The organism is Georgenia sunbinii (genome assembly GCF_036421875.1).
Taxonomy (GTDB): Bacteria; Actinomycetota; Actinomycetes; order Actinomycetales; family Actinomycetaceae; genus Georgenia_B; species Georgenia_B sunbinii.
This window is the reverse complement of record NZ_JAZGOL010000011.1, coordinates 25,836-43,965: the sequence shown is the minus strand read 5'-3', so window position 1 is coordinate 43,965 and position 18,130 is coordinate 25,836. Positions and strand designations below refer to the sequence as shown.

The 18,130-nt window shown below is 63.3% G+C and carries 17 protein-coding genes and 2 pseudogenes; 7 read left to right on the top strand and 12 right to left on the bottom strand.

The window, feature by feature from the left end:
• The 6 genes from V2J52_RS16595 to V2J52_RS16570 all read left to right on the top strand — a co-directional run.
• Nucleotides 1-216 (top strand): transposase (locus V2J52_RS16595; protein ID WP_331228852.1); only part of this gene is annotated, 216 nt, incomplete at its 5' end.
• 423 nt (nt 217-639) lie between these two features.
• On the top strand, nt 640-900 hold the full coding sequence (locus tag V2J52_RS16590) for an FtsB/FtsL family cell division protein (protein WP_331228851.1): 261 nt from the start codon (nt 640-642) through the stop codon (nt 898-900).
• On the top strand, nt 897-1,040 hold the full coding sequence (locus V2J52_RS16585) for a hypothetical protein (RefSeq protein ID WP_331228850.1): 144 nt from the start codon (nt 897-899) through the stop codon (nt 1,038-1,040). Before V2J52_RS16590 ends, V2J52_RS16585 begins: the two co-directional genes overlap by 4 nt.
• A gap of 175 nt (nt 1,041-1,215) precedes the next feature.
• The gene (locus V2J52_RS16580) at nt 1,216-3,126 is read left to right on the top strand and encodes a DUF4012 domain-containing protein (protein ID WP_331228849.1); all 1,911 of its coding nucleotides are present in this window, start codon (nt 1,216-1,218) and stop codon (nt 3,124-3,126) included.
• A 55-nt stretch (nt 3,127-3,181) separates the two neighbouring features.
• Nucleotides 3,182-3,718 (top strand): LPXTG cell wall anchor domain-containing protein, encoded by a 537-nt coding sequence (locus tag V2J52_RS16575; RefSeq protein ID WP_331228848.1) that lies wholly within the window; start codon nt 3,182-3,184, stop codon nt 3,716-3,718.
• Nucleotides 3,719-3,787: 69 nt separating this feature from the next.
• Nucleotides 3,788-4,309 (top strand): CAP domain-containing protein, encoded by a 522-nt coding sequence (locus V2J52_RS16570; protein WP_331228847.1) that lies wholly within the window; start codon nt 3,788-3,790, stop codon nt 4,307-4,309.
• A 16-nt stretch (nt 4,310-4,325) separates the two neighbouring features.
• Here the strand turns inward: V2J52_RS16570 and V2J52_RS16565 are convergent, their stop codons facing one another.
• The gene (locus V2J52_RS16565; protein ID WP_331228846.1) at nt 4,326-4,922 is read right to left on the bottom strand and encodes an arsenate reductase/protein-tyrosine-phosphatase family protein; all 597 of its coding nucleotides are present in this window, start codon (nt 4,920-4,922) and stop codon (nt 4,326-4,328) included.
• Between the two features lie 108 nt (nt 4,923-5,030).
• On the opposite strand from V2J52_RS16565, the gene V2J52_RS16560 reads away from it, so the two are divergent.
• Nucleotides 5,031-5,990, top strand: a complete 960-nt coding sequence (locus tag V2J52_RS16560) for a beta propeller repeat protein (protein WP_331228845.1) — start codon at nt 5,031-5,033, stop codon at nt 5,988-5,990.
• Nucleotides 5,991-6,000: 10 nt separating this feature from the next.
• On the opposite strand, the gene V2J52_RS16555 is transcribed toward V2J52_RS16560, so the two are convergent.
• From V2J52_RS16555 to V2J52_RS17100, 11 genes and pseudogenes are all read right to left on the bottom strand, one after another.
• Entirely contained in the window at nt 6,001-7,491 is a 1,491-nt protein-coding gene (locus tag V2J52_RS16555) for a tyrosine-protein kinase domain-containing protein (protein WP_331228844.1), read from the bottom strand.
• Between the two features lie 119 nt (nt 7,492-7,610).
• Nucleotides 7,611-8,201 (bottom strand): annotated as a pseudogene (locus tag V2J52_RS16550) (UDP binding domain-containing protein); the annotation flags it as partial.
• A gap of 5 nt (nt 8,202-8,206) precedes the next feature.
• Nucleotides 8,207-9,058: pseudogene (locus tag V2J52_RS16545) on the bottom strand (UDP-glucose dehydrogenase family protein); the annotation flags it as partial.
• Nucleotides 9,059-9,129: 71 nt separating this feature from the next.
• On the bottom strand, nt 9,130-10,248 hold the full coding sequence (locus tag V2J52_RS17105) for a glycosyltransferase family 4 protein (RefSeq protein WP_434056442.1): 1,119 nt from the start codon (nt 10,246-10,248) through the stop codon (nt 9,130-9,132).
• Nucleotides 10,249-10,281: 33 nt separating this feature from the next.
• Nucleotides 10,282-11,649: an oligosaccharide flippase family protein gene (locus V2J52_RS16535; protein WP_331228842.1), complete on the bottom strand. Its 1,368-nt coding sequence runs from the start codon at nt 11,647-11,649 to the stop codon at nt 10,282-10,284.
• 198 nt (nt 11,650-11,847) lie between these two features.
• Nucleotides 11,848-12,732: a polysaccharide pyruvyl transferase family protein gene (locus tag V2J52_RS16530; RefSeq protein WP_331228841.1), complete on the bottom strand. Its 885-nt coding sequence runs from the start codon at nt 12,730-12,732 to the stop codon at nt 11,848-11,850.
• A gap of 246 nt (nt 12,733-12,978) precedes the next feature.
• Nucleotides 12,979-13,893, bottom strand: a complete 915-nt coding sequence (locus V2J52_RS16525; RefSeq protein WP_331228840.1) for an O-antigen ligase family protein — start codon at nt 13,891-13,893, stop codon at nt 12,979-12,981.
• Between the two features lie 363 nt (nt 13,894-14,256).
• Nucleotides 14,257-15,162: a glycosyltransferase family 2 protein gene (locus V2J52_RS16520; RefSeq protein WP_331228839.1), complete on the bottom strand. Its 906-nt coding sequence runs from the start codon at nt 15,160-15,162 to the stop codon at nt 14,257-14,259.
• Nucleotides 15,159-16,376 carry a glycosyltransferase family 4 protein gene (locus tag V2J52_RS16515; protein ID WP_331228838.1) on the bottom strand — a complete coding sequence of 406 codons (1,218 nt, stop codon included), beginning with the start codon at nt 16,374-16,376 and terminating at the stop codon, nt 15,159-15,161. The genes V2J52_RS16520 and V2J52_RS16515 overlap by 4 nt, the downstream gene beginning before the upstream one ends.
• 2 nt (nt 16,377-16,378) lie before the next feature.
• On the bottom strand, nt 16,379-17,404 hold the full coding sequence (locus V2J52_RS16510) for a GNAT family N-acetyltransferase (protein ID WP_331228837.1): 1,026 nt from the start codon (nt 17,402-17,404) through the stop codon (nt 16,379-16,381).
• Entirely contained in the window at nt 17,401-18,087 is a 687-nt protein-coding gene (locus V2J52_RS17100; protein ID WP_434056443.1) for a GNAT family N-acetyltransferase, read from the bottom strand. The genes V2J52_RS16510 and V2J52_RS17100 overlap by 4 nt, the downstream gene beginning before the upstream one ends.
• Nucleotides 18,088-18,130: the final 43 nt, after the last annotated feature.

Genomic DNA, 18,130 nt, shown 5'->3' with positions numbered 1-18,130 from the left:
GCCGAGATCACCGCCTGGATGCAGATGCTCGCCCTCGGTGATCATCCCGCCCGCCGCTGGGAGCCCAAACGCTTGCGGCTGCGGCTGTTCACCATCCCCGCCACCATCGCCCGCAGCGCCCGACGCGTCGTGCTCCACCTCGCCGACCAGGCACCATGGGCCCGCCTCGCCGCCGGCGCCATCACCCGGCTACGACAACTCGCCGCCCCGACCTGATCGCCAGGCCCCGTCCCGCGCACTTACTGCAAGCCCACAGGCCCCTGGAACTGGCGCCCACCCGGCACGAGACCCGGGCCGCTGTCATACCCCGATGCCATCATCGACCTCAGAAACGGCTACCGCGCCGTCACAGCCTCAGCCCACCACCCCGTGAAAGTTCCGGGCTAGTCGTCAGATGTCCACCACGTGAGTAGGTCACCGGCGGCAGCCATGACCTGTGCCACTCTCGACCGACAAACTTCACATAGGCGCCACGAACGCGCGGGCACGTCGGCATCGCTGGTTCTCCACGTCAGATTGAGTGTTCAAAACGCAACGCCACAGCGGCATCCACTGCAAGACTCTGACTGGGGTGGGCGGCCCCGCGACTATTCGGCTCGCTGACGGAGTGGTCAGCGCCTGTTTCGTGGAGCAAACGCAGTGATAGATCAGAGCTATGTGCGTGGTCAGATCGTCGACGACGCACCGTCGGCGCCGACGCCCAAGGTCTCCCGACCGCTGGCGTTGGTAGCGGGTGGGGTACTTACCCTCCTGCTGGGAATGGGCATCGGCGACGCCACCAGCGACCCCACCGAGTCGCGGGAGTACCGGACGTTGGAAGCGGAGCTGGCCGACGCCCACGCCCAGGTCGCCGAGCTCACCGAGGACGTAGAGCTGCTCAGGCAGGACTACGACAGGTGACCGCCCGCGCGGCCGAGCTGGAGGTCGACCTCGCCGCCTGGGCCGCCGAGATCGAGCAGGACCCAGCGGTGCGGGAACTGGCCGTCGCGGAACCGGGAACCGCAGCCAAGACGGCGGTCAAACGCTCGTTGTCGAACTGAGCCCAATCCGCTATGTCCCGGGGCAGCTTTCTGCCACCCTCGGCGGAGTGGCAGGCCGGGTCCGTGCCAATCCGGTTGTGCTGACGATGGTCAGCGGCATTCTCGGGGAGCACCGCCGTGACACATCAGGTGAGCGTCGCTGGGAGCAGCGTGCGTTCAATGGTGAGATAGCCCGGTGACAGACGACTTCCCGGCATGGCTCGACGGCTCCGACAGCACACGCGGTGCGTCGGGCGGGGGAGACCCCGCAGCCGCAGAGAGCGCCGGCTCGCGCCGCCAGGAGGCCGCTGGACGCCGCAGCCGCTCCACCGGCCGCAAGACCAAGAAGTCCCGCCGCAGCCGCAACATCCTCACCGGGCTGATCCTCGCCGTCATCCTCGCGCTGCTCGCGCTCGTCGTGGTCTACGCGCTGCAGGCGCGCACCGCCTACACCGAGCTGCGCGCGGCCATGCCACAGGTGCAGGACCTGCGCTCGCAGGCGCTCGCCGGCAACGCAGAAACCGCTGTGGCCACTGTGGCCGAGCTGCAGGAGCACACGACAGCGGCCCGGGACGCTCTCGGCGGACCGCACTGGTCGGTCCTCGCCGCGCTTCCGTGGGTCGGCCCGAACGTCCACGCCGCCCGCGAGGCGACCGTCGTGGTCGACGACCTCGCCTCGGACGTCCTGCCGGACCTCGTCTCTGCCACCCAGGTGGTCAACCCGGCCAACCTCGCGCTGGTCGACGGTCGCATCGACCTCGCCCCGATCATCGAGGTGGCACCGCAGGTCATCGCCGCCGACGCCGCGGTCAACGCGGCCATCGATCGGCTCGACGCGATCGACACCGACGGCGTAATCGACGAGCTCACTGGTCAGCTCACGGACCTCGCCGGCCAGCTCTCCGACGTCAGCTCGCTTACCGCGACGGCGTCCCGCGCCGTCCAGCTGCTGCCGCCGATGCTCGGCGCCGACGAGCCCCGCGAGTACCTTCTCCTGGTCCAGAACAACGCCGAGCCGCGCAGCACGGGCGGCCTCACCGGCGCTTTCGTCCTTCTTGGAGCTGACGACGGCGCGATCGAGATCCTCGACCAGCGCTCCGCCGTCGAGGTCGGCTCCTTCTCGGAGCCCGCGGTCGAGCTGACGGACACCGAGGTGGCGCTGTTCGGCACCCAGCTCGGCCGCTACCCGGGCAATGTCACTGCGACCCCGCACTTCCCGCGCAGCGCGCAGATCATCACCGAGATGTGGCGGCAGGGCGTCGGGACCGAGGTCGACGGCGTGATGTCGGTCGACCCGATCGTGCTGGCCTCCCTGCTGGGCGCCACCGGTCCGGTCGATCTGCCGCTCGGGGGTGAGCTGACGTCCGACAACGCGGTCCAGCTCCTCCTCAACGAGGTCTACCTGTCGATCGCGGACCCGGCGGACCAGGACGACTTCTTCCAGGCCGCCGCCGGGCTGGTCTTCGCCGAGCTGGTGGCCGGTGAGGGGTCGTCGGCGGCGATGCTGGCCGCCCTCGTCGGTTCCGCCGACGACGGCCGGCTGATGATCTGGTCGGCACACGAGGCCGAGCAGGGCCTGCTCAGCGGCACCGTGCTCAGCGGCGAGCTGCGTGGAGATCTTGATGGCGCACCGGTCGTCGGGGTCTACGTCAACGACCTCAGTGCTGCCAAGATCGCCTACTACCAGCACATGGACGTCGAGCTGACGGCCCAGACCTGTCACCCGGACGGCACGCAGGACCTCACCATGTCGGTGACGCTCACCTCCGCCGCGCCGGAGGACGCCGCGGACCTGCCCGTCTCACTGGTCGGGACGGGCCGAGTGGTCGACAAGGGGGACATGCGGTCGAACCTGTTGGTCTATGCCCCGACCGGTGGCCGCATCACCGACGTCCGCGCCGCCGAGGGTGACCCCGGCGTTCTGCCGCAGATCCACAACGATCTGGTGGTCGCGGCCCGCCGGGTCGCGCTGGAGCCGGGCGAGTCGGCGACCACCGAGGTGGACATCACCACCGGGCCTGGCTATACGTTACCGGCGATCCTGCGGACCACCCCGGGCCCCGGCGGCGACAATTTTAGTGCCACCGCTTGGACGTGTGTCGAATAGCAGTTACGCTGCTAAGGGCCATCCGGTCACCAATGCTCTTCAGGGGGAAGTTCCAATGATCCGACGCGCACTCGCGGGCATGCTGGCTGCAGCCCTCCTCGTCTTCGCGCCCTCGGCAGCCTTCGGGTACGCCGAGGATGACCTGAACATCTCCGTAAGCACCACCAACCCCGCTCCGGGCGAGTCGTTCACGGTCGCCGTGGCCGCACCAACCGGTACCGACGTCACGCTGACCATCAGCGCCGACGGCGTCTCCGACGACGCGATCCAGATCGCCGGCACCAAGTCGCTGACCAAGATCGCTGTCGACAACCAGGCGGTCTTCACGGTGACCCTCACCGAGGAGGCGACCTTCCAGCTCGTCGCCACCGACGCTGACGGCAACGTGCTCGACAGCACCTCGATCGTCGTCGGCGACGGTGGCCAGGCCGGACCGGGCGCCGGGGACGACGGCGACGACTCCGCTGCCGGACCTTCGCTGCCGGAGACCGGCGCCACCGCGACCCCGCTGCTCATCGGCGCGGTCCTCCTGCTCCTCGTGGGCGCCACCGCGCTGGTGTTCAACCGCCGGGGCAAGGCCACTAAGGCCTGACCGGTCATCACGAACCACCCGAAGGCCCCTGCGACTCGTTCGCAGGGGCCTTCGTCGTACCCTGCTCGAGTGCCACGCCCCACCCGCCATCCCCGTGCCGGCCGCGCCGTGCTGGTGACCGCAGCGAGCCTGCTGGTGCTGGCCGGCTGCGCCGCCGAGCCCGGTCCCGGCCCGACGGCGGAGCCGAGCACCGCGGCGACGGCGCCCCCCGCCTCATCGCCGGCCGCGGACGAGTACGCCGTCGAGCTCGTCGCGCTGACCAACGACGTTCGCCGCGGCGAGGGCCTCGAGGAGCTGACGCCGTCGGAGTGCGCCCGGCAGGCCGCGCTGGAGCGGGCCGCCGCCCTCGTCGGTGCCGAGGAACTCGAGCACGCCCCGCTCGGCCCCGTGATCGAGCGCTGCGCGCCGCAGACGACCGCCGCGGAGAACCTCGTCAACAGCGCCGCCACGCCGGCCGAGGTCACCGACGCCTGGCTGGGCTCGCCGGGCCACCGCGCGAACATCGTCGATCCGGCCCTCACCGAGATCGGCATCGGCTGCGTCGAGGACGACGCGACGCTGCTCTGCGCACAGATCTTCCTCGGTCCGTGAGGCGCCGGTCCAGTCGCTACTGGTCCGGCACCACCAGCACGGCCCGCGCGACGGCGCGTGCGGCCTCGATGATCTGCTCGAAGGACTCTGCGTACACCTCGTCGCTCTGCCGGTAGGGATCGGCGATGTCGTCGAGGCCACGGTCGACCTGCTTGCGGTGGGCCGCGGCGAGGGGGACGAGCGCGGCCAGGCGCTCGGAGGGCCGAGCGCCTGGTCCGGCGGCTTCCTCGAGCTGCACGGGATCGACCTCCGCGGTGAGCCGAGCGAACTCGCGCAGCGTGAAGGTCCGGCGTACCGCGGCCGGTGCCTGGTCGACCACCTTGCCGCGGTGCGAGCGGGTGGCGGTGAGTACGAGGTCGGCCGAGTCGACCAGGCCTTGCGTGACAGACCGGGCGCTGAAGCCGTCGGCGGCCACCGAGTGCCGGTGCAGCAGGGTGGCCATCGGTGGCTGGATCGGTTCGCCGACCAGCGCCCCGGTCCCCGCGCTGTGGACGACGATGCCGCTGCCGTCGGTGAAGACCGACCGGAAGAGCCGTTCGATCGCGGGGGAGCGGCAGATGTTGCCGGTGCAGACGGCGAGCAGGGTGAAGTCATCGCCTGAGCGGTATCGCATAGCGTCTCTCTCTCGCACAAAGCTCGAACGGGAATGGCGAGCAGCCCCAGCGTAACTGCGCCGGGCACGGGGCCGCGGCAGCGAGGACCCCTCACCTACACTTGACGAATGCGTTCAGGTGGCAGGCGAGTGTGGTCGTGGCTTGGTATCGCTGCGCTGATCGTTCTCAACATCGTCCTCATCACGCTGTTGTTGACCCGGCCAGGAGTCCCGGCGGGGACGTCGACGGCGGTGCCCAGTTCGCCGTCCAGCGCTCGCCCGTCAGAGCCGGCCACAGACCCGGCCGACGACGGCGCAGCGGAGCGCCCGGAGAAGGTCGGCTCTGCCCTGCCGGCACCGGCCGAGCCGGAGCAGCTGCGCGCTGAGCCGGCGGAGCGGATCTTGGTGGCCGCCACGGAGCAGGTCGCGTGGCGCGCCACGGTCGGGCAGTGCGAGGACCCTGGCACGCTCGAGCACACCGTCGACGGCGGTCAGACGTGGCGTGAGCTGCCCAACGAGCTCGCCCCGCTGTCACGCATCCGGGTGCTGGGCGCGGCGACGATCTTCGCCATCGGTGGGGGAGCGGACTGCGAGCCGGTCTACCTGTCCTCGTCGACGGCGGGCGTCTCGTGGTCCACGAACAACCAGTTCCTCACCGGCTCCTGGTACCTCGACCCGGCGGACCGGTCCCGGATGGGAGCCCCGGTCGGCACCATCGATGCTCCCTGTGAGGCCGTTGAGCTGGTGGGGACTGACGCCTCGAGCGCAGGCGTGCTCTGCACCGACGGCTCGCTGAACGTCACCGCGGACGGCGGCGCCACCTGGCAGGAGACGACGCCGGAGCTGGACGCGGTGACCGTGGGGGCGAGCGATGGGGGCTATGTGCTCGTCGGCAGCGACGAGGTCTGTGAGGAGGGCGTCGCGCTGGCGTTCACCGACCTCACCGGCGAGGCGGCTGACGAGCCCGCCTGTGCCCCGGCTCCCGCTGAGGACGCCTCGGAACTCGCGGCCGCCGCTGCGGGGAGCTCGGTGTGGCTCTGGGCCGCCGACGAGGTGCTGGTGTCCGTCGACGGCGGCCTCTCCTGGTGAGCTGACCGGCTCAGCGGCGGGTGGCCGACATCCGTTCGCCGGGCCACGTAGACCCTCGCGCGGAATCCGGCTGGTCGGCAGCTGCACGGGCCGGCGCCTTGCTGGACTTGCGTGCGGAGCGTCGCCCGGACCGGCTGCCGGTGAGGTTCGGGTCCTCGGTGGCGTAGTAGTCGCCGTAGTAGTTGTTGTGGCTCTTGCGCTCCACCTTGTTGAGGACGAGTCCGAGGACGTCGGCGTCGACCTTGGCGAGGCTCTCCAGTGCGGTGCGGAGCTGCGCCTTGTGGATGCTGTCGGCGCCGGCGACGACGAGCGTGCCGCCGACCATCTTGCTGAGGATGGCGGCGTCCGTCACCGGCAGCAGCGGTGGGCTGTCGATGACAACGACGTCGTAGGTGGTCGACAGGTCCGCGAGCAGCCGGGACATCGCCCGTGATCCGAGCAGCTCGCTCGGGTTCGGGGGGACGCGGCCGGAGGCGAGAACGTCGAGTGACGTGTCCTGCCACGGCTGGACGACGTCGCCGATGGTGGCCTTGCCGATGAGGACGGTCGTGAGACCCACCCGACCCTCGAACCCCATGTACTTGGCGATCGACGGACGGCGGAGGTCCGCGTCCACGAGGATCACTCGCGAGCCGGCGTCAGCGAGCGAGGCCGCGAGGTTGATCGCTGTGGTGGTCTTGCCCTCGTTGCTGATCGAGGACGTGACGAGGATCGAACTGGGGCGGTCGGAGAAGTCGACGAACTGGAGGTTCGTGCGGAGCCGCCGGATCGCCTCGGCGCGCTGGCCGAGGGTGTCATCGTGCATGAAGACCGGGTGGTCGCTCTTCGCGTCGTCGATCGGCACGCTTCCGAGGGTGCTGATGTCAGTAATCGCGGAGATGTCACGCTCGTTGCGAACCTTGGTGTCGAGCACCTCGCGGAGCAGCGCGACGCCGGCGCCGAGCATCAGGCCGAGGACCACGCCGAGGGCGAGGTTGCGGGTGGTGTTGGGCGACGAAGGCGCGGTCGATACCTGAGCTTCGCTCAACATGGTGGCGCGAACGGCTTCGCTGCCGTCGGGCCGCTCGGGGTTCAGCTCGCCCACCGTCGCGGACAGTTCATCCGCGACGGTGTTGGCGATGTCTCGCGCGAGCGATGGGTCCGCGTCGGTGGCCGAGATGACCAGGATTGTCGTGTCGGCGGCGACTGTGACGTCGAGCTGCCCCGCGAGCGATCGCGGCTCCTGGTCGAGGTCGAGCGCCTCAACGACTCCTGCCAGTACCAGCGGCGAGCGTGCGACCTCGGCGTACGAAGCCATCTGCTTCTCGGTGAACGTCGAGCCCTGGGCTAGATCAGAGACCGACTCCCCGCCTTGGACCGCGAAGAACATCCGGGTCGATGACGTGTACTGCGGTGTCATCAGCAGGGTCGCTGCCGCGGTCGCGGCGAGCACCACGAGCGCGACGCTCAGTACGCTCAGCCAACGGTTTCGGAGCACCCGAAAGTAGTCGCCCAGTTCCACTCATGACCCCCAGTTAGTAATTGCGCCCACGCATCTTCCCATGCTCCACCGAGACTGGCCCCACGTGATGGCCACTGTCACGCTCTTCGCGCCATGGGCGGTAGGCGACTCGAGCCTCACTAGGGGCGGCCGATGGAGTGGTAGGTCCAGCCGGCGTCGCGCCACTGCTGGGGGTCGAGGGCGTTGCGGCCGTCGATGATGGTGGCGTCGGCGGGCAGGGCGGCGATCGCGGCGGGGTCGAGCTCGCGGAAGTCGGTCCACTCGGTGAGCAGCAGGGTGAGCTGGGCGCCGGTGATGGCCTCGGTGGCGGTCTCGGCGACGGTCATGTCGGGTCGGGTGCGGCGCAGGATGGGGCCGGCCTGGGGGTCGGTGATGACGACGTCGGCGCCGGCGCCGGTGAGGGGGGCAGCGATGTCCAGGGCGGGGGAGTCGCATAGGTCGTCGGTGGCGGGCTTGAAGGTGGCTCCCAGGACGGCGACGCGCTTGCCGGCGACGTTGCCGCCCAGGGCGCGGGTGGCGAGGTTGAAGACGTGGTCGCGGCGGCGATCGTTGATGGAGTCGACCTCGCGCAGGAAGGTCAGTGCCTGGTCGACGCCGAGCTCGCCGGCGCGGGCCATGAAGGCGCGGATGTCCTTGGGTAGGCAGCCGCCGCCGAAGCCGATGCCGGCGCGCAGGAACTTGGCTCCGATGCGGTCGTCGTAGCCGATGGCCNGACGCCGAGCTCGCCGGCGCGGGCCATGAAGGCGCGGATGTCCTTGGGCAGGCAGCCGCCGCCGAAGCCGATGCCGGCGCGCAGGAACTTGGCTCCGATGCGGTCGTCGTAACCGATGGCTTGGGCGAGCTGGGTGACGTCGGCGCCGGTGGCCTCGCACAGCTCGGCCATGGCGTTGATGAAGGAGATCTTGGTGGCCAGGAAGGAGTTGGCGGCGACCTTGACCAGCTCGGCGGTGGCGTAGTCGGTGACCATCCGGGGGATCTGCTGGTGGGTGATGAGGTTGTCGTAGACCTGGTCCAGCACCTGCTGGCCGGCGGCGTGGGCGGCGGGCTCGGTGGGCAGGCCGTAGACCATGCGGTCGGGGGAGATGGTGTCCTGCACGGCGAAGCCCTCGCGCAGGAACTCGGGGTTCCACACCAGGACCGCGCCGGCGGCGTGGATCGGGTCGGCGAGCTCGGCAGCGGTGCCGACCGGGACGGTGGACTTGCCCACCACCAGGGTGGGGCCGTCGGGGTGGGGCTTCAGGTGGGGCAGCAGCGAGGTGAACGCGGCGTGGACGTAGGTGAGGTCCGCGGCGAAGGAGTCCTCCTTCTGCGGGGTGCCCACGCCCACGAAGTGGACCTGCGCGTGCGCGGCGTCGGCGTAGTCGGTGGAGAACCGCAGCCTGCCCGAGGCCACCTGGCGGCCCAGCAGCTCGTCGAAGCCGGGCTCGTGGAACGGCGCCCGGCCCTGGGACAGCAACGCGACCTTGGCCGCATCGACGTCGATCCCCACGACGTCATGGCCTAGCTCTGCCATCGACGCCGCGTGCACCGCACCCAGGTACCCACAACCAATCACTGAAATTTGCAACTTGATTCCCTTTCTATAACCGACTGGAGAGCCGAGCCCCCAGGCGAACGTTCTATCAGTGAAATAGCAAACTAATGACGTGCGGTCACGATACATTCTAAATACTGACTCACGACCGCACTTGTCGAGAAATGCTCAGAAGCATACGAATGTGCCGAATCGCTGTACGATCGCCACAGTGCGTCGGTCCGCCATAGCTTGGCGACAAATTCGGCTATCGCCGCTGCGTCACGCTCAACAACTTCACCGCCGCCAGACTGCTCGACAACCATCGGCATGGCACCTGCCGTACTGACGGCCACAGGAAGGCCCAAAGCCATTGCCTCGGCCAGCGCTCCTGGGAGACCTTCCTGGGTGGACGGCAAGACGAAGATACTCGCGTCATCACCGATGTGCTCTGCTACATTCTCCACGTGGCCCACGACATCTATGCTCGACCTGACTCCGAGAGTCTCCGCTCTCTCCCAGAACGCACTACCGAACTTTGCGGACTCGAAGGGGCCAATGAAACATGCTCGAGCGGAAGGCCATTCAGACCGAAGGAGGTTGAGAGCTCCCAGAACGAGTTCGGGTGATTTTCGCGAGCCAAGCTTCCCGATAAACACGAGCGTCCGACCGTGTGCCCGTGCGTGGCGACGCCCGATCTCGTTCTCAAAGTACTCCATCGACACGGGGTTGTGAATCGGGAAGATGGCCGAACGTGGCACTCCCCATGACGCCAATTCGTCTCCGATTGGTGGCGCCAGTGAGAGCCCCGCCGACGCGCCGGAAACTGCATACCGGCGGATCGCCTTAACAATGGACCAGCGGTTACTAGCCGAGCTGACGGAGAGATCCCCTCCTGCTGCGAGCGGAAGCAGTACGTATGGAATCCGTAGCACTCGGCACACCACGGCGGGAAGCAGCGCGTACAGGTATGTACCATGGAAGTGAAGGAGGTCGAGTCGTCGGCGCCTCCGTACAATCCAAGCTGCCACGCCGATGCTCCACCTAAGCTGGCCACCACGCGATCGTATGGACTTTGTTCGAATACGTTCAAATGCGACCGGCGCCTGGACGCCGCCCGACTCCTCCGGCCCCACCACAGTGACGTCGAACTCGGTTGGTAATCCCAATACTAGTCTCTTGACTAGTATTGTGGGACCGCTGTATCCAGAACTTTGATGAGGGCTCAATATTGCAACATGCATGGTGCATCCAATCATCCTAGTCGACACAGGCCACTATGCCGCAGTCGGGCTATCGCCTCGTAAGAGCGGCACTACCGCAGAACCGAGCAAAAACGCGCCTATAGCAAAACAGGTCAGGGATGGGACCGGCGTAACATCTCTAACTGCGGCACTAACGATTAGCGCGAACGGAAGTCCCGTCGACACGGCAGTTAGCGACCACCGCTCACGTTTCGGCATGACGTAGGCAAAATATGTCCGTACCCCAATAACGCCCAAGCGCGAAACGCTTAAGACTAATGCTAGCAAGAAGATGTCGTCCATAAGTGCAGTAATTGCCGCCAGGCACACCACTATGCCATCAAATACATGAAAGCGGATACTCTTGTTCCACTCGTCACTCGCTTGTTGGTATGCGTCGATAACAGGCGACAGCATTCTACCCGGCAATAGTGCCAAGAAGACCAGCATCGCGGGGAGAGCATCGCGCCAATGTGTAGGCGCCAGATGCCAGACTAGGGGAAGCACGACAACGGCCCCTGCCGACGCAGTGAGTGTGGCTCTGCTAGCGATGTGGCTAAACGTCCGAGCGAGCATCGTCTTAACCTCAGGTGGATGCTGAGTCATCGTGTTGAGCGCGACGCGCTTGAGTGGCGGCGCTACGACGGAGCTAACTGCCACCACAGCTTGGTAGCTGAGGTAGTACATTCCCAACACATCCGGTGTGGTGAGAAACTGCGCGACAAGAAAGCCTAGGTAGGGCGGCAACCGCATCACCAGCGCATGTGTCGCCCACGCAATGCGTTCTTGAGGACGATACTCGGGTTCATCGACCACTACTTCCCTTGACGACGAAGGCAATAAGAGGAGGAGGATCATGACAACTGAGAAAGCTATCGCACTGAGTGCAATGGCGACGGCGGAGTGGGTCGCATAGGCAACCGCGACGCCGACCCCGAGCTTGGCGAAAGCTGCACACGCTTGGCTCAGTACAATCGAGCGGTATCCGTTACGTCTCAACCGTCGCGCGTTAAGAACTTCACTTAAGCCAGTTAATGGAATGTTGCAGCCAGCCAGAAGCACCAGCAATCCAACTTCGTGATTGCCACTTCGAGAATACAGGGCGGCGATGGCCAGCACTGGAAGCGTCAGGAGAACGTTTCCTATGGTGCTTTGCTTGAGCAAACTTCGCAGAGTAAGCCCACGGCGAGCAAGGTAGCCATCAACCAAACCAAAATTGGTCAGGGCCACAGCGAACGCAGTGGCGGATATTGCTGCAGCCCACAATCCGAACTGAGCGGGGACTAGCCATATAGCCAGTACAAACTGCGAACCCGCAGAAATCAGGCGTGTAACTGTAGTTCCCACTGATAGTTGAAATACACCCTTGAGTGCGCCGCGCGCAGTTTTGCTTGAGTCCATCAGGGACGTCCTCCCGGCAAGGAAGACGGGGTGGTTCCCCGCCGGTCTACCATCGAGCACGCTAATCTACACTGACCGGTCATGGGCTTACTAATCGTACTCCTCGTCAATGCGGTCTCCGATGAAGTGGCGAAGTGCTGAAGTGCGACTCCGGGCGCGTGGCAAACTCGTGCAGGTGCCACGAAAAGTCAAGCTGGGTTAGCGAACATAGTAAACATTGGGTAGGTCCGTAAGAGACCGCTGATAGACCCCTCCCAACTTGTAGTAGCCAGCTTCGACCATTACCGTCGGCTTGCCCAACAATGCCGCGGGCATCGCTACATGCAATCGATCCGAAATGACAGCGGTGGCACCCTCAATCAACTTCCCGTATTCGCGATAGGTCGCGAACTGCGGAGAGCTGATGTCTACGTAACGCCGAGGCAGTGTGGCGACAACATCAGGCGTGATGCCGAGATCCTGCCACGCTACTTTCGATAGCCTAGACTCGAGCAGCTTCCCGCTCTTCTGTAATTCAGCGCGCTTCGCATAACGTCCTATGAACGTCTTTACGCGCGAATTGGGCAATTTCAGCCAGCCTCTCTTGAGCCTAGATTTGAGGGACGGAAGCTTCTCCGCACCGCTGCCCCGCGATAAGGCAGAACTGCTCGACTCGCGATCCAGGCGCGCCGCGACGAGGAGGTATCCGGTGCTGCCAGAGGATGGAAACTGCGTGGGCAGAAACTTACCTGCGGATGCTACGACATCGTGGTCGAGCTCGAGGCGAACGCCAACCCGTGTTAAAGACTCGCCCCATGCGGACTGCAGGTGGCGGAATGAGTTCCCCTCCCGCATTATCCACGTGGTTGCGGCTGGACGGCCTTCGAACATAAAACTTGGGTCAACCTCAGGAAAGTATGCCGACGATGGGAAGATGACAACCGGGAGGTTTGGCGCTTGTCGGAGCGCGTCACGGAGAATCCAGGGAAACTCGTAGGTGTCCAGTAGTGCCCCATTTGGCGGCACGACGACCACTTCAGCCATCTGGAGCGTCGTGCGCCTGATCTTGAGATCGTCAAGAATTTGCCCGAACATGGTGAGCATTAGACGGTCTCCATTATTGCCCAGCGGTCGCCCGTTGCGCCCGACCATAGGCACTACATACGCGGCACTGCCCTTTAGGTCTTTGAGTAGATCCAGGAGCGACCTTCGTGAGGGCGATACTTCGTCAGAGCCGGCGTTGGCCATATTTATCGATCTTCCAACCTGCACTGCATGGAGTGCTTGATATACGGAATTGTTCTCGGAACGAGGCTGTAGTTACGCTTGATAGGGACGTACTGCCGGGCGCTAGTGGGCTGTTCCAACGGTTCTATCCTTCGGTGCACGGCCTGCTGCCGGAATGCCGAAGGCGAGTGCGAGGCTTATCCACATCATTCGGTTACCATTTATATCCTCCGAAAAGAGCGCAACTACTGTCCAGTATATCGCCAAGGAAAGCAGAAGTGTATTTATCCGCGTCTCACTCACACGGCGCAGACGAGATATGGCTAGACTTAGGAATACGAGGAATCCCATACCTGCTAGCCATCCACCCTCAGCAAAGAGTTCTGCGACAACATTATGGGGATACACGTTCTCACCGAGACCTGACGCCAACTCGGGCATCGACGAAAGACCACCCCAGCCGACACCGATTGGGTTGTCCGCACTAGTGCGTATAGCCACTTCCAACAGCGATTGACGAACGTTGTTCGACACGAGGACTGTGGAATCGCTGCCCTGGAGGAGCGCACTAATTCGGCTCGAGGAACCTACTTTACCTGTCGCGACAGCTGTTGCCGCACAGGCGAGCCCGATCGATACAACTGCCAGAATACGGAGGCGGACTCCGCTAAATCGGCGCGAGAGAAGAGCTGTGCATATGACGGTCACGACCACGGCGATGAAGGACGCGCGATTTCCAACGATCAAAAGTGCTGCACCGAGCCCCAGCGCGACTATGGCGGTGAAGATACGCGCTCGCCTCACGCAGATCGCGTGCAGTACCGCGATGATCGTGCCTGCACCAAGTAGCCTCCCGACACCGATAGTGTTCGATCCGGAGATGCTTGCCTGGCCCCTTGCAAGAGCCTGCTGATCCGGGAATAGCTGGATCAATATGACTACTACTACCGCCAGTCCAAGTTGGCCATATATCCACCAGCGCTGAGCCTTGACGCTCTGAAGTATGAAGGGGGCGCACACGGCTGCCGCCAGCGTCACGGTAAATAGTTGCAGTGGCTTCGACAGGCTATTGCCCGACAAAGCTGTGACCACAGTTGCAGGAATAAAGCATGCCCATAGACCCATGATAATGCGGAGATCTAGGGGCGCGGTGCCATGCGTCTTCGCGAGGTAGCTAAAGATGCCAATGATGGCGACTATCGCCGCAACCAAGGTTAGATCAAACGGTAGCCAAGACAGGAGCGGAGTACCCTTAAATGTACCCCCGACGCCCAGAACCAGCGGCAGGAGGACCCACGCAGCTGCAAGGCGTGGGCGCGTGATGCCCGCGTCGATGCCGTTGATAGTGCCTACCGCATGATTGTAGCTCGCCGGCTTCCCGTGGAGTCTTGGCGTTCCCAACTAGCCCACCGCCCGTGCGTATTCATGAACTCGAAGTCCGAGTGTGCCTCGAATTATGCCTAGCCCCCGCGCGGCCATCATTAGATTGCGTCCCCGTAGTCGTGGGACGAATAGCAGCGACAGTGGCGCGCATACAATACCTGCAACCAGTAGGCTGCCCCCTCGTAGTACAAGCCGCCATGCAGGTTCGATTTGGCGCTGAACTCGCGCATGCGTCTCACCGCCCCGGGTAAATCGACGAATTAGCCATGGCAAGGTGACGCGATCAGCCTGTATGTACTCGACGACGCGCGCGGTCTCACACCATACGAAACTGTGTCCCCTGCCCACTAGGCGTGAAAAGAAGTCTGTATCACTACCGCCCGTGGCTGAATAGGCGTCGTCGAATCGCGGTGCCGCATCGATGGTGAGAATCTTGGAACGTACCAGAACATTGTTCGTTGCGGGCAGGCCGTCTGATGCTCCGGTCTTCCGAATGCGTCGCTGAAAGTAGTTCCCGTTCAATATCCACTTCGGTGCATTCTTCGGTAGCACAGAGACGACAGGACCCGCGACGATATCGACGGCATACACGTGAGCGCACTGCACTAGTTCTTCGAGCCAGTCAGGTGTGACCACTTCGTCATCGTCAGTAAAGATGATTGCGTCGTCATCGGAAGTAATTAGTTCAATGCAACGGTTCCTTGCGGCAGCGATGCCAGGCATCGGCTCGTGAACGTACTGAACACGCTCGCTAAAGTTCCGTACGATGCTGCGGGCGCCGCCCTCAGGGTCGTTGTCAACCACCACGATCCGGTGGGAGAGCGTGGTCTGCAACTGAAGAAGACTATGTAGCATGCGCTCGAGTTCCGCAGGACGTCGATAGGTGATGACGGTGATGAGCACGCGCTCAATGTCGTTGATCACGCTACTTTCCCCTCATCAAACGACGCCGTGTCAAGTGTGCCGAGTGCGCGAGTAATTACCTGCCTGAGAGAACTGTAATGTGTGTCTCTGGCGAACTCAGTCTCGCCCAGAACGGTTGCAGCCGCCTCCGCCTGCCGCAACGAACGCTCGTCGTCCAAGATCCGTCGAAGTGACTCTGCTGCGCTTCCCGATTCGCGACTCAGGCGCCACCCAGCGCCCGCCTCGGTGAGACGATTTGTGAGCCATCCGCCGTGGTTAAAGGCCACTGCTTTGCCAGCAGCGAGTGCGTCGAATACCTTGTTGAGGGAGTTTCCCTCCAGGGAGGGGTGAGGGAGCAGTGTTGAAAGGATCAGGTCGGCAGCGCTGTACATTTTTGCAACATCCTGCTTCGAGACTGCTCCAGCCAACAGTATGGTGTCATCCAGGCCTCTCTTCTGCACCGCAAGACGCAAACTGTCTTCGGCAGCTCCCGAGCCAGCTATGACGATAATGCACTCGGTCTGGCGAAGATGTTGGGCTAAGTCAACGAGCCATGGAGTGTCATATGAATGGCCGAGCGAGCCGGCGTACAGGGCGATCCGCTTCTCATTGGGCCAATTGAGTTCACCTCGCAGAGCATTGCGATCCTGTGCCACCGAGTGGAAGAGTGCTTGGTCCGCAGAATTAGGAATCACCGAAACGCGCACGGCGAGATTCACTGCAACCACACCATCGGCCATCGATGGTGATAAAGCCACGATCTCTGCGGCGTGTCGGTATGCGAGACGTTCGATGCACTGGGCGACGCGAATGACTTTCGGGTTCCGCAAGTAGCCAAGGCTTACCGGCACGGCCGGCCATAGATCGCGAACTTCGAAGATATAGGGCGTTCCCATGAGTAGGCGACGGGCCAATGCTGGGATGGCAACCGTTAGTGGGGTGCTTGTTGCATAAATGAGATCTGCAGGTACACGTAACGTGACGAGTGTTGCAGCGCACATGAAGCGGATGAACGACATAATCCGCGCTAGAAAGCCGAACCTGTTGGCGTATGCTACGCGGAGTTGTCGTACTCTGAATCCTTCGGTTTCATAACGCCGCGATTGGGCTCCAGCGCAGATCACCGTGACGCGATGTCCATCGGAGGCTAGCCTCCGGGCGAACTCCCACGAGCGGGTGCCACCGGCCTCGTCCGGCCGCTTGAAGTGCTGGTGGATATATGTAATTCGGGACATGGTTAGCTCTCTGAGTCCTGAGAAGGCATACGATACGTAGGAAAATATGATCCGGCGGGAGTGCCTGCGCTCAGTTCGTGGTAAGCATCGGCATTTGTGATGAGTTGTACGGTTCTGTAGTCGACAGGGGTGGCGCCGAATCCCTTTTTAAAATTGTAGAGTGAGTCAGAATTGCCACCAAGACCACCACCGAGGTGCAGTAGTGAGAAGTCGCGGTCGCGGCTATCGTGAATCGCACGGTGGATGATTGACTTACTGGGTTGGAGGCCTAAGTGCCGGTCAGCGGTAGCCGAGAGATGGTATTGAACTATGCCTGAGCTCGGCGCCTCCAGGAAGAGAGCCCCGCCGGCGACATCGTGGTCTTGCACTGCCAGATATAGGCGAACCATTGACCGCATATTAATTCGCAGGTAATTGAAATAGTCACGATCGAACTGGTAGTAGTCGGCAGCGTCTACTCTACGCATTGTCTGTTCGTATATTCGCTGAAATTCTCTGTACGCTTCTTCGCTCGAGTCTTCTACTACTTCGAGGCCCTCACGTACTGCACGTTTGATATCGCTCTTATGGCCCTTGCGAATACTGGACTGTATCTCATCGATGGAGACTGTAAGATCCAGGATCAGCGTCTTTCCAACAAGGCGAGTGAACTCATCGGGCCAGGCGCTTGCATTGTTGAGGGTCGGGTGGAGCCTTAGAAAGAGGCTGACGCACCCCATAGTACGGAGGAACTCCGAGAGATGTAGAACTAGTTCCCGGGCCATTTTTGCCGTGAAGCCGTGACCTGCCGCGAACCCTGGATAGCCGTATGGCGAAGAGGCATCCCATAGCGTGTCCGATATGCGACGTACTACGACGGGTATTGCCGTGCTTCTCGTGCCATCATCTACGATGATAGCGCGTGGGGAACCGCTTCCGGCCAAACTATCGAGCTCGGACCATTCTGGAAGTTGGTAGACATCATGGGGGATTAGGGAGGTTGCATCCCGCCAGTGGGCGCTAGAAACGTCGACCATAGAGAACTTCATTTGCCCTGCAATCCACCGGGGCTCGCCCCGGTCAGTTCGAGGACTTGAAAGTGTGCTTTTAATGAGGCTCCGGTGACGGCTGCCGCCTGAAGTCGACCTGTAGTGAATATGGCGAATGCTTCCCGTGCGTCAGGATACTGGGAGTGGAGAGCCGCTAGAAGGGTATCGTCAAATAGGGCCGACTCAGTGTAGACCCGAACTATGCCATTGCCCAGACGGCCGATTGGTACGGTGTGTCCCTTGTGGGTCCAGTCGCCAACGCGGGAGAACCCATATCCGAGGGCCATGGTCGCGGGCTGTTCACTCTCTGCATTATCGTGCGAAACGTGAGAGTTCGGTGGCGCCAATCTTCGAGTTAGCCATGATTTCGATCCCACTGGGACGAATCCCTTACGTCGGTAGAACGCGAGTGCGCCGTCGTTCGATGTTAGAACGTCGAGTCGAATGGTCGCGTTTGTTGCAGTACTCGCTGCTGTGCTGATGAGTCTACTTCCAAAGCCCAGTCGTCTATGTGTCCTAGCTACGGCGAGATAGTCAATTGACACTATGCTTGGTGCGGGGTTATGGAACTCGATATAGCCTACTACGTTGTTACCCGCGGCAATGATGAGTCGGGTGCGGTCGGAGGCGATTGACAGTTGATCAGTCAGGTATTGGTGCGCGCCGATTTGACCGTAAGGCACGTAGGGACGCAGGTCGGCTGGAAGGATCTCTTCCCGGATAAGC

What these genes read in the sequence shown, in the direction of transcription:
- V2J52_RS16575 (WP_331228848.1), top strand. Translation starts at nt 3,182, where the DNA reads ATGATCCGACGCGCACTCGCGGGCATGCTGGCTGCAGCCCTCCTCGTC.
- V2J52_RS16565 (WP_331228846.1), bottom strand. Translation starts at nt 4,922, where the DNA reads ATGCGATACCGCTCAGGCGATGACTTCACCCTGCTCGCCGTCTGCACC.
- V2J52_RS16560 (WP_331228845.1), top strand. Translation starts at nt 5,031, where the DNA reads ATGCGTTCAGGTGGCAGGCGAGTGTGGTCGTGGCTTGGTATCGCTGCG.
- V2J52_RS17105 (WP_434056442.1), bottom strand. Translation starts at nt 10,248, where the DNA reads ATGCATGTTGCAATATTGAGCCCTCATCAAAGTTCTGGATACAGCGGT.
- V2J52_RS16535 (WP_331228842.1), bottom strand. Translation starts at nt 11,649, where the DNA reads ATGGACTCAAGCAAAACTGCGCGCGGCGCACTCAAGGGTGTATTTCAA.
- V2J52_RS16530 (WP_331228841.1), bottom strand. Translation starts at nt 12,732, where the DNA reads ATGCTCACCATGTTCGGGCAAATTCTTGACGATCTCAAGATCAGGCGC.
- V2J52_RS16515 (WP_331228838.1), bottom strand. Translation starts at nt 16,376, where the DNA reads ATGTCCCGAATTACATATATCCACCAGCACTTCAAGCGGCCGGACGAG.
- V2J52_RS16510 (WP_331228837.1), bottom strand. Translation starts at nt 17,404, where the DNA reads ATGAAGTTCTCTATGGTCGACGTTTCTAGCGCCCACTGGCGGGATGCA.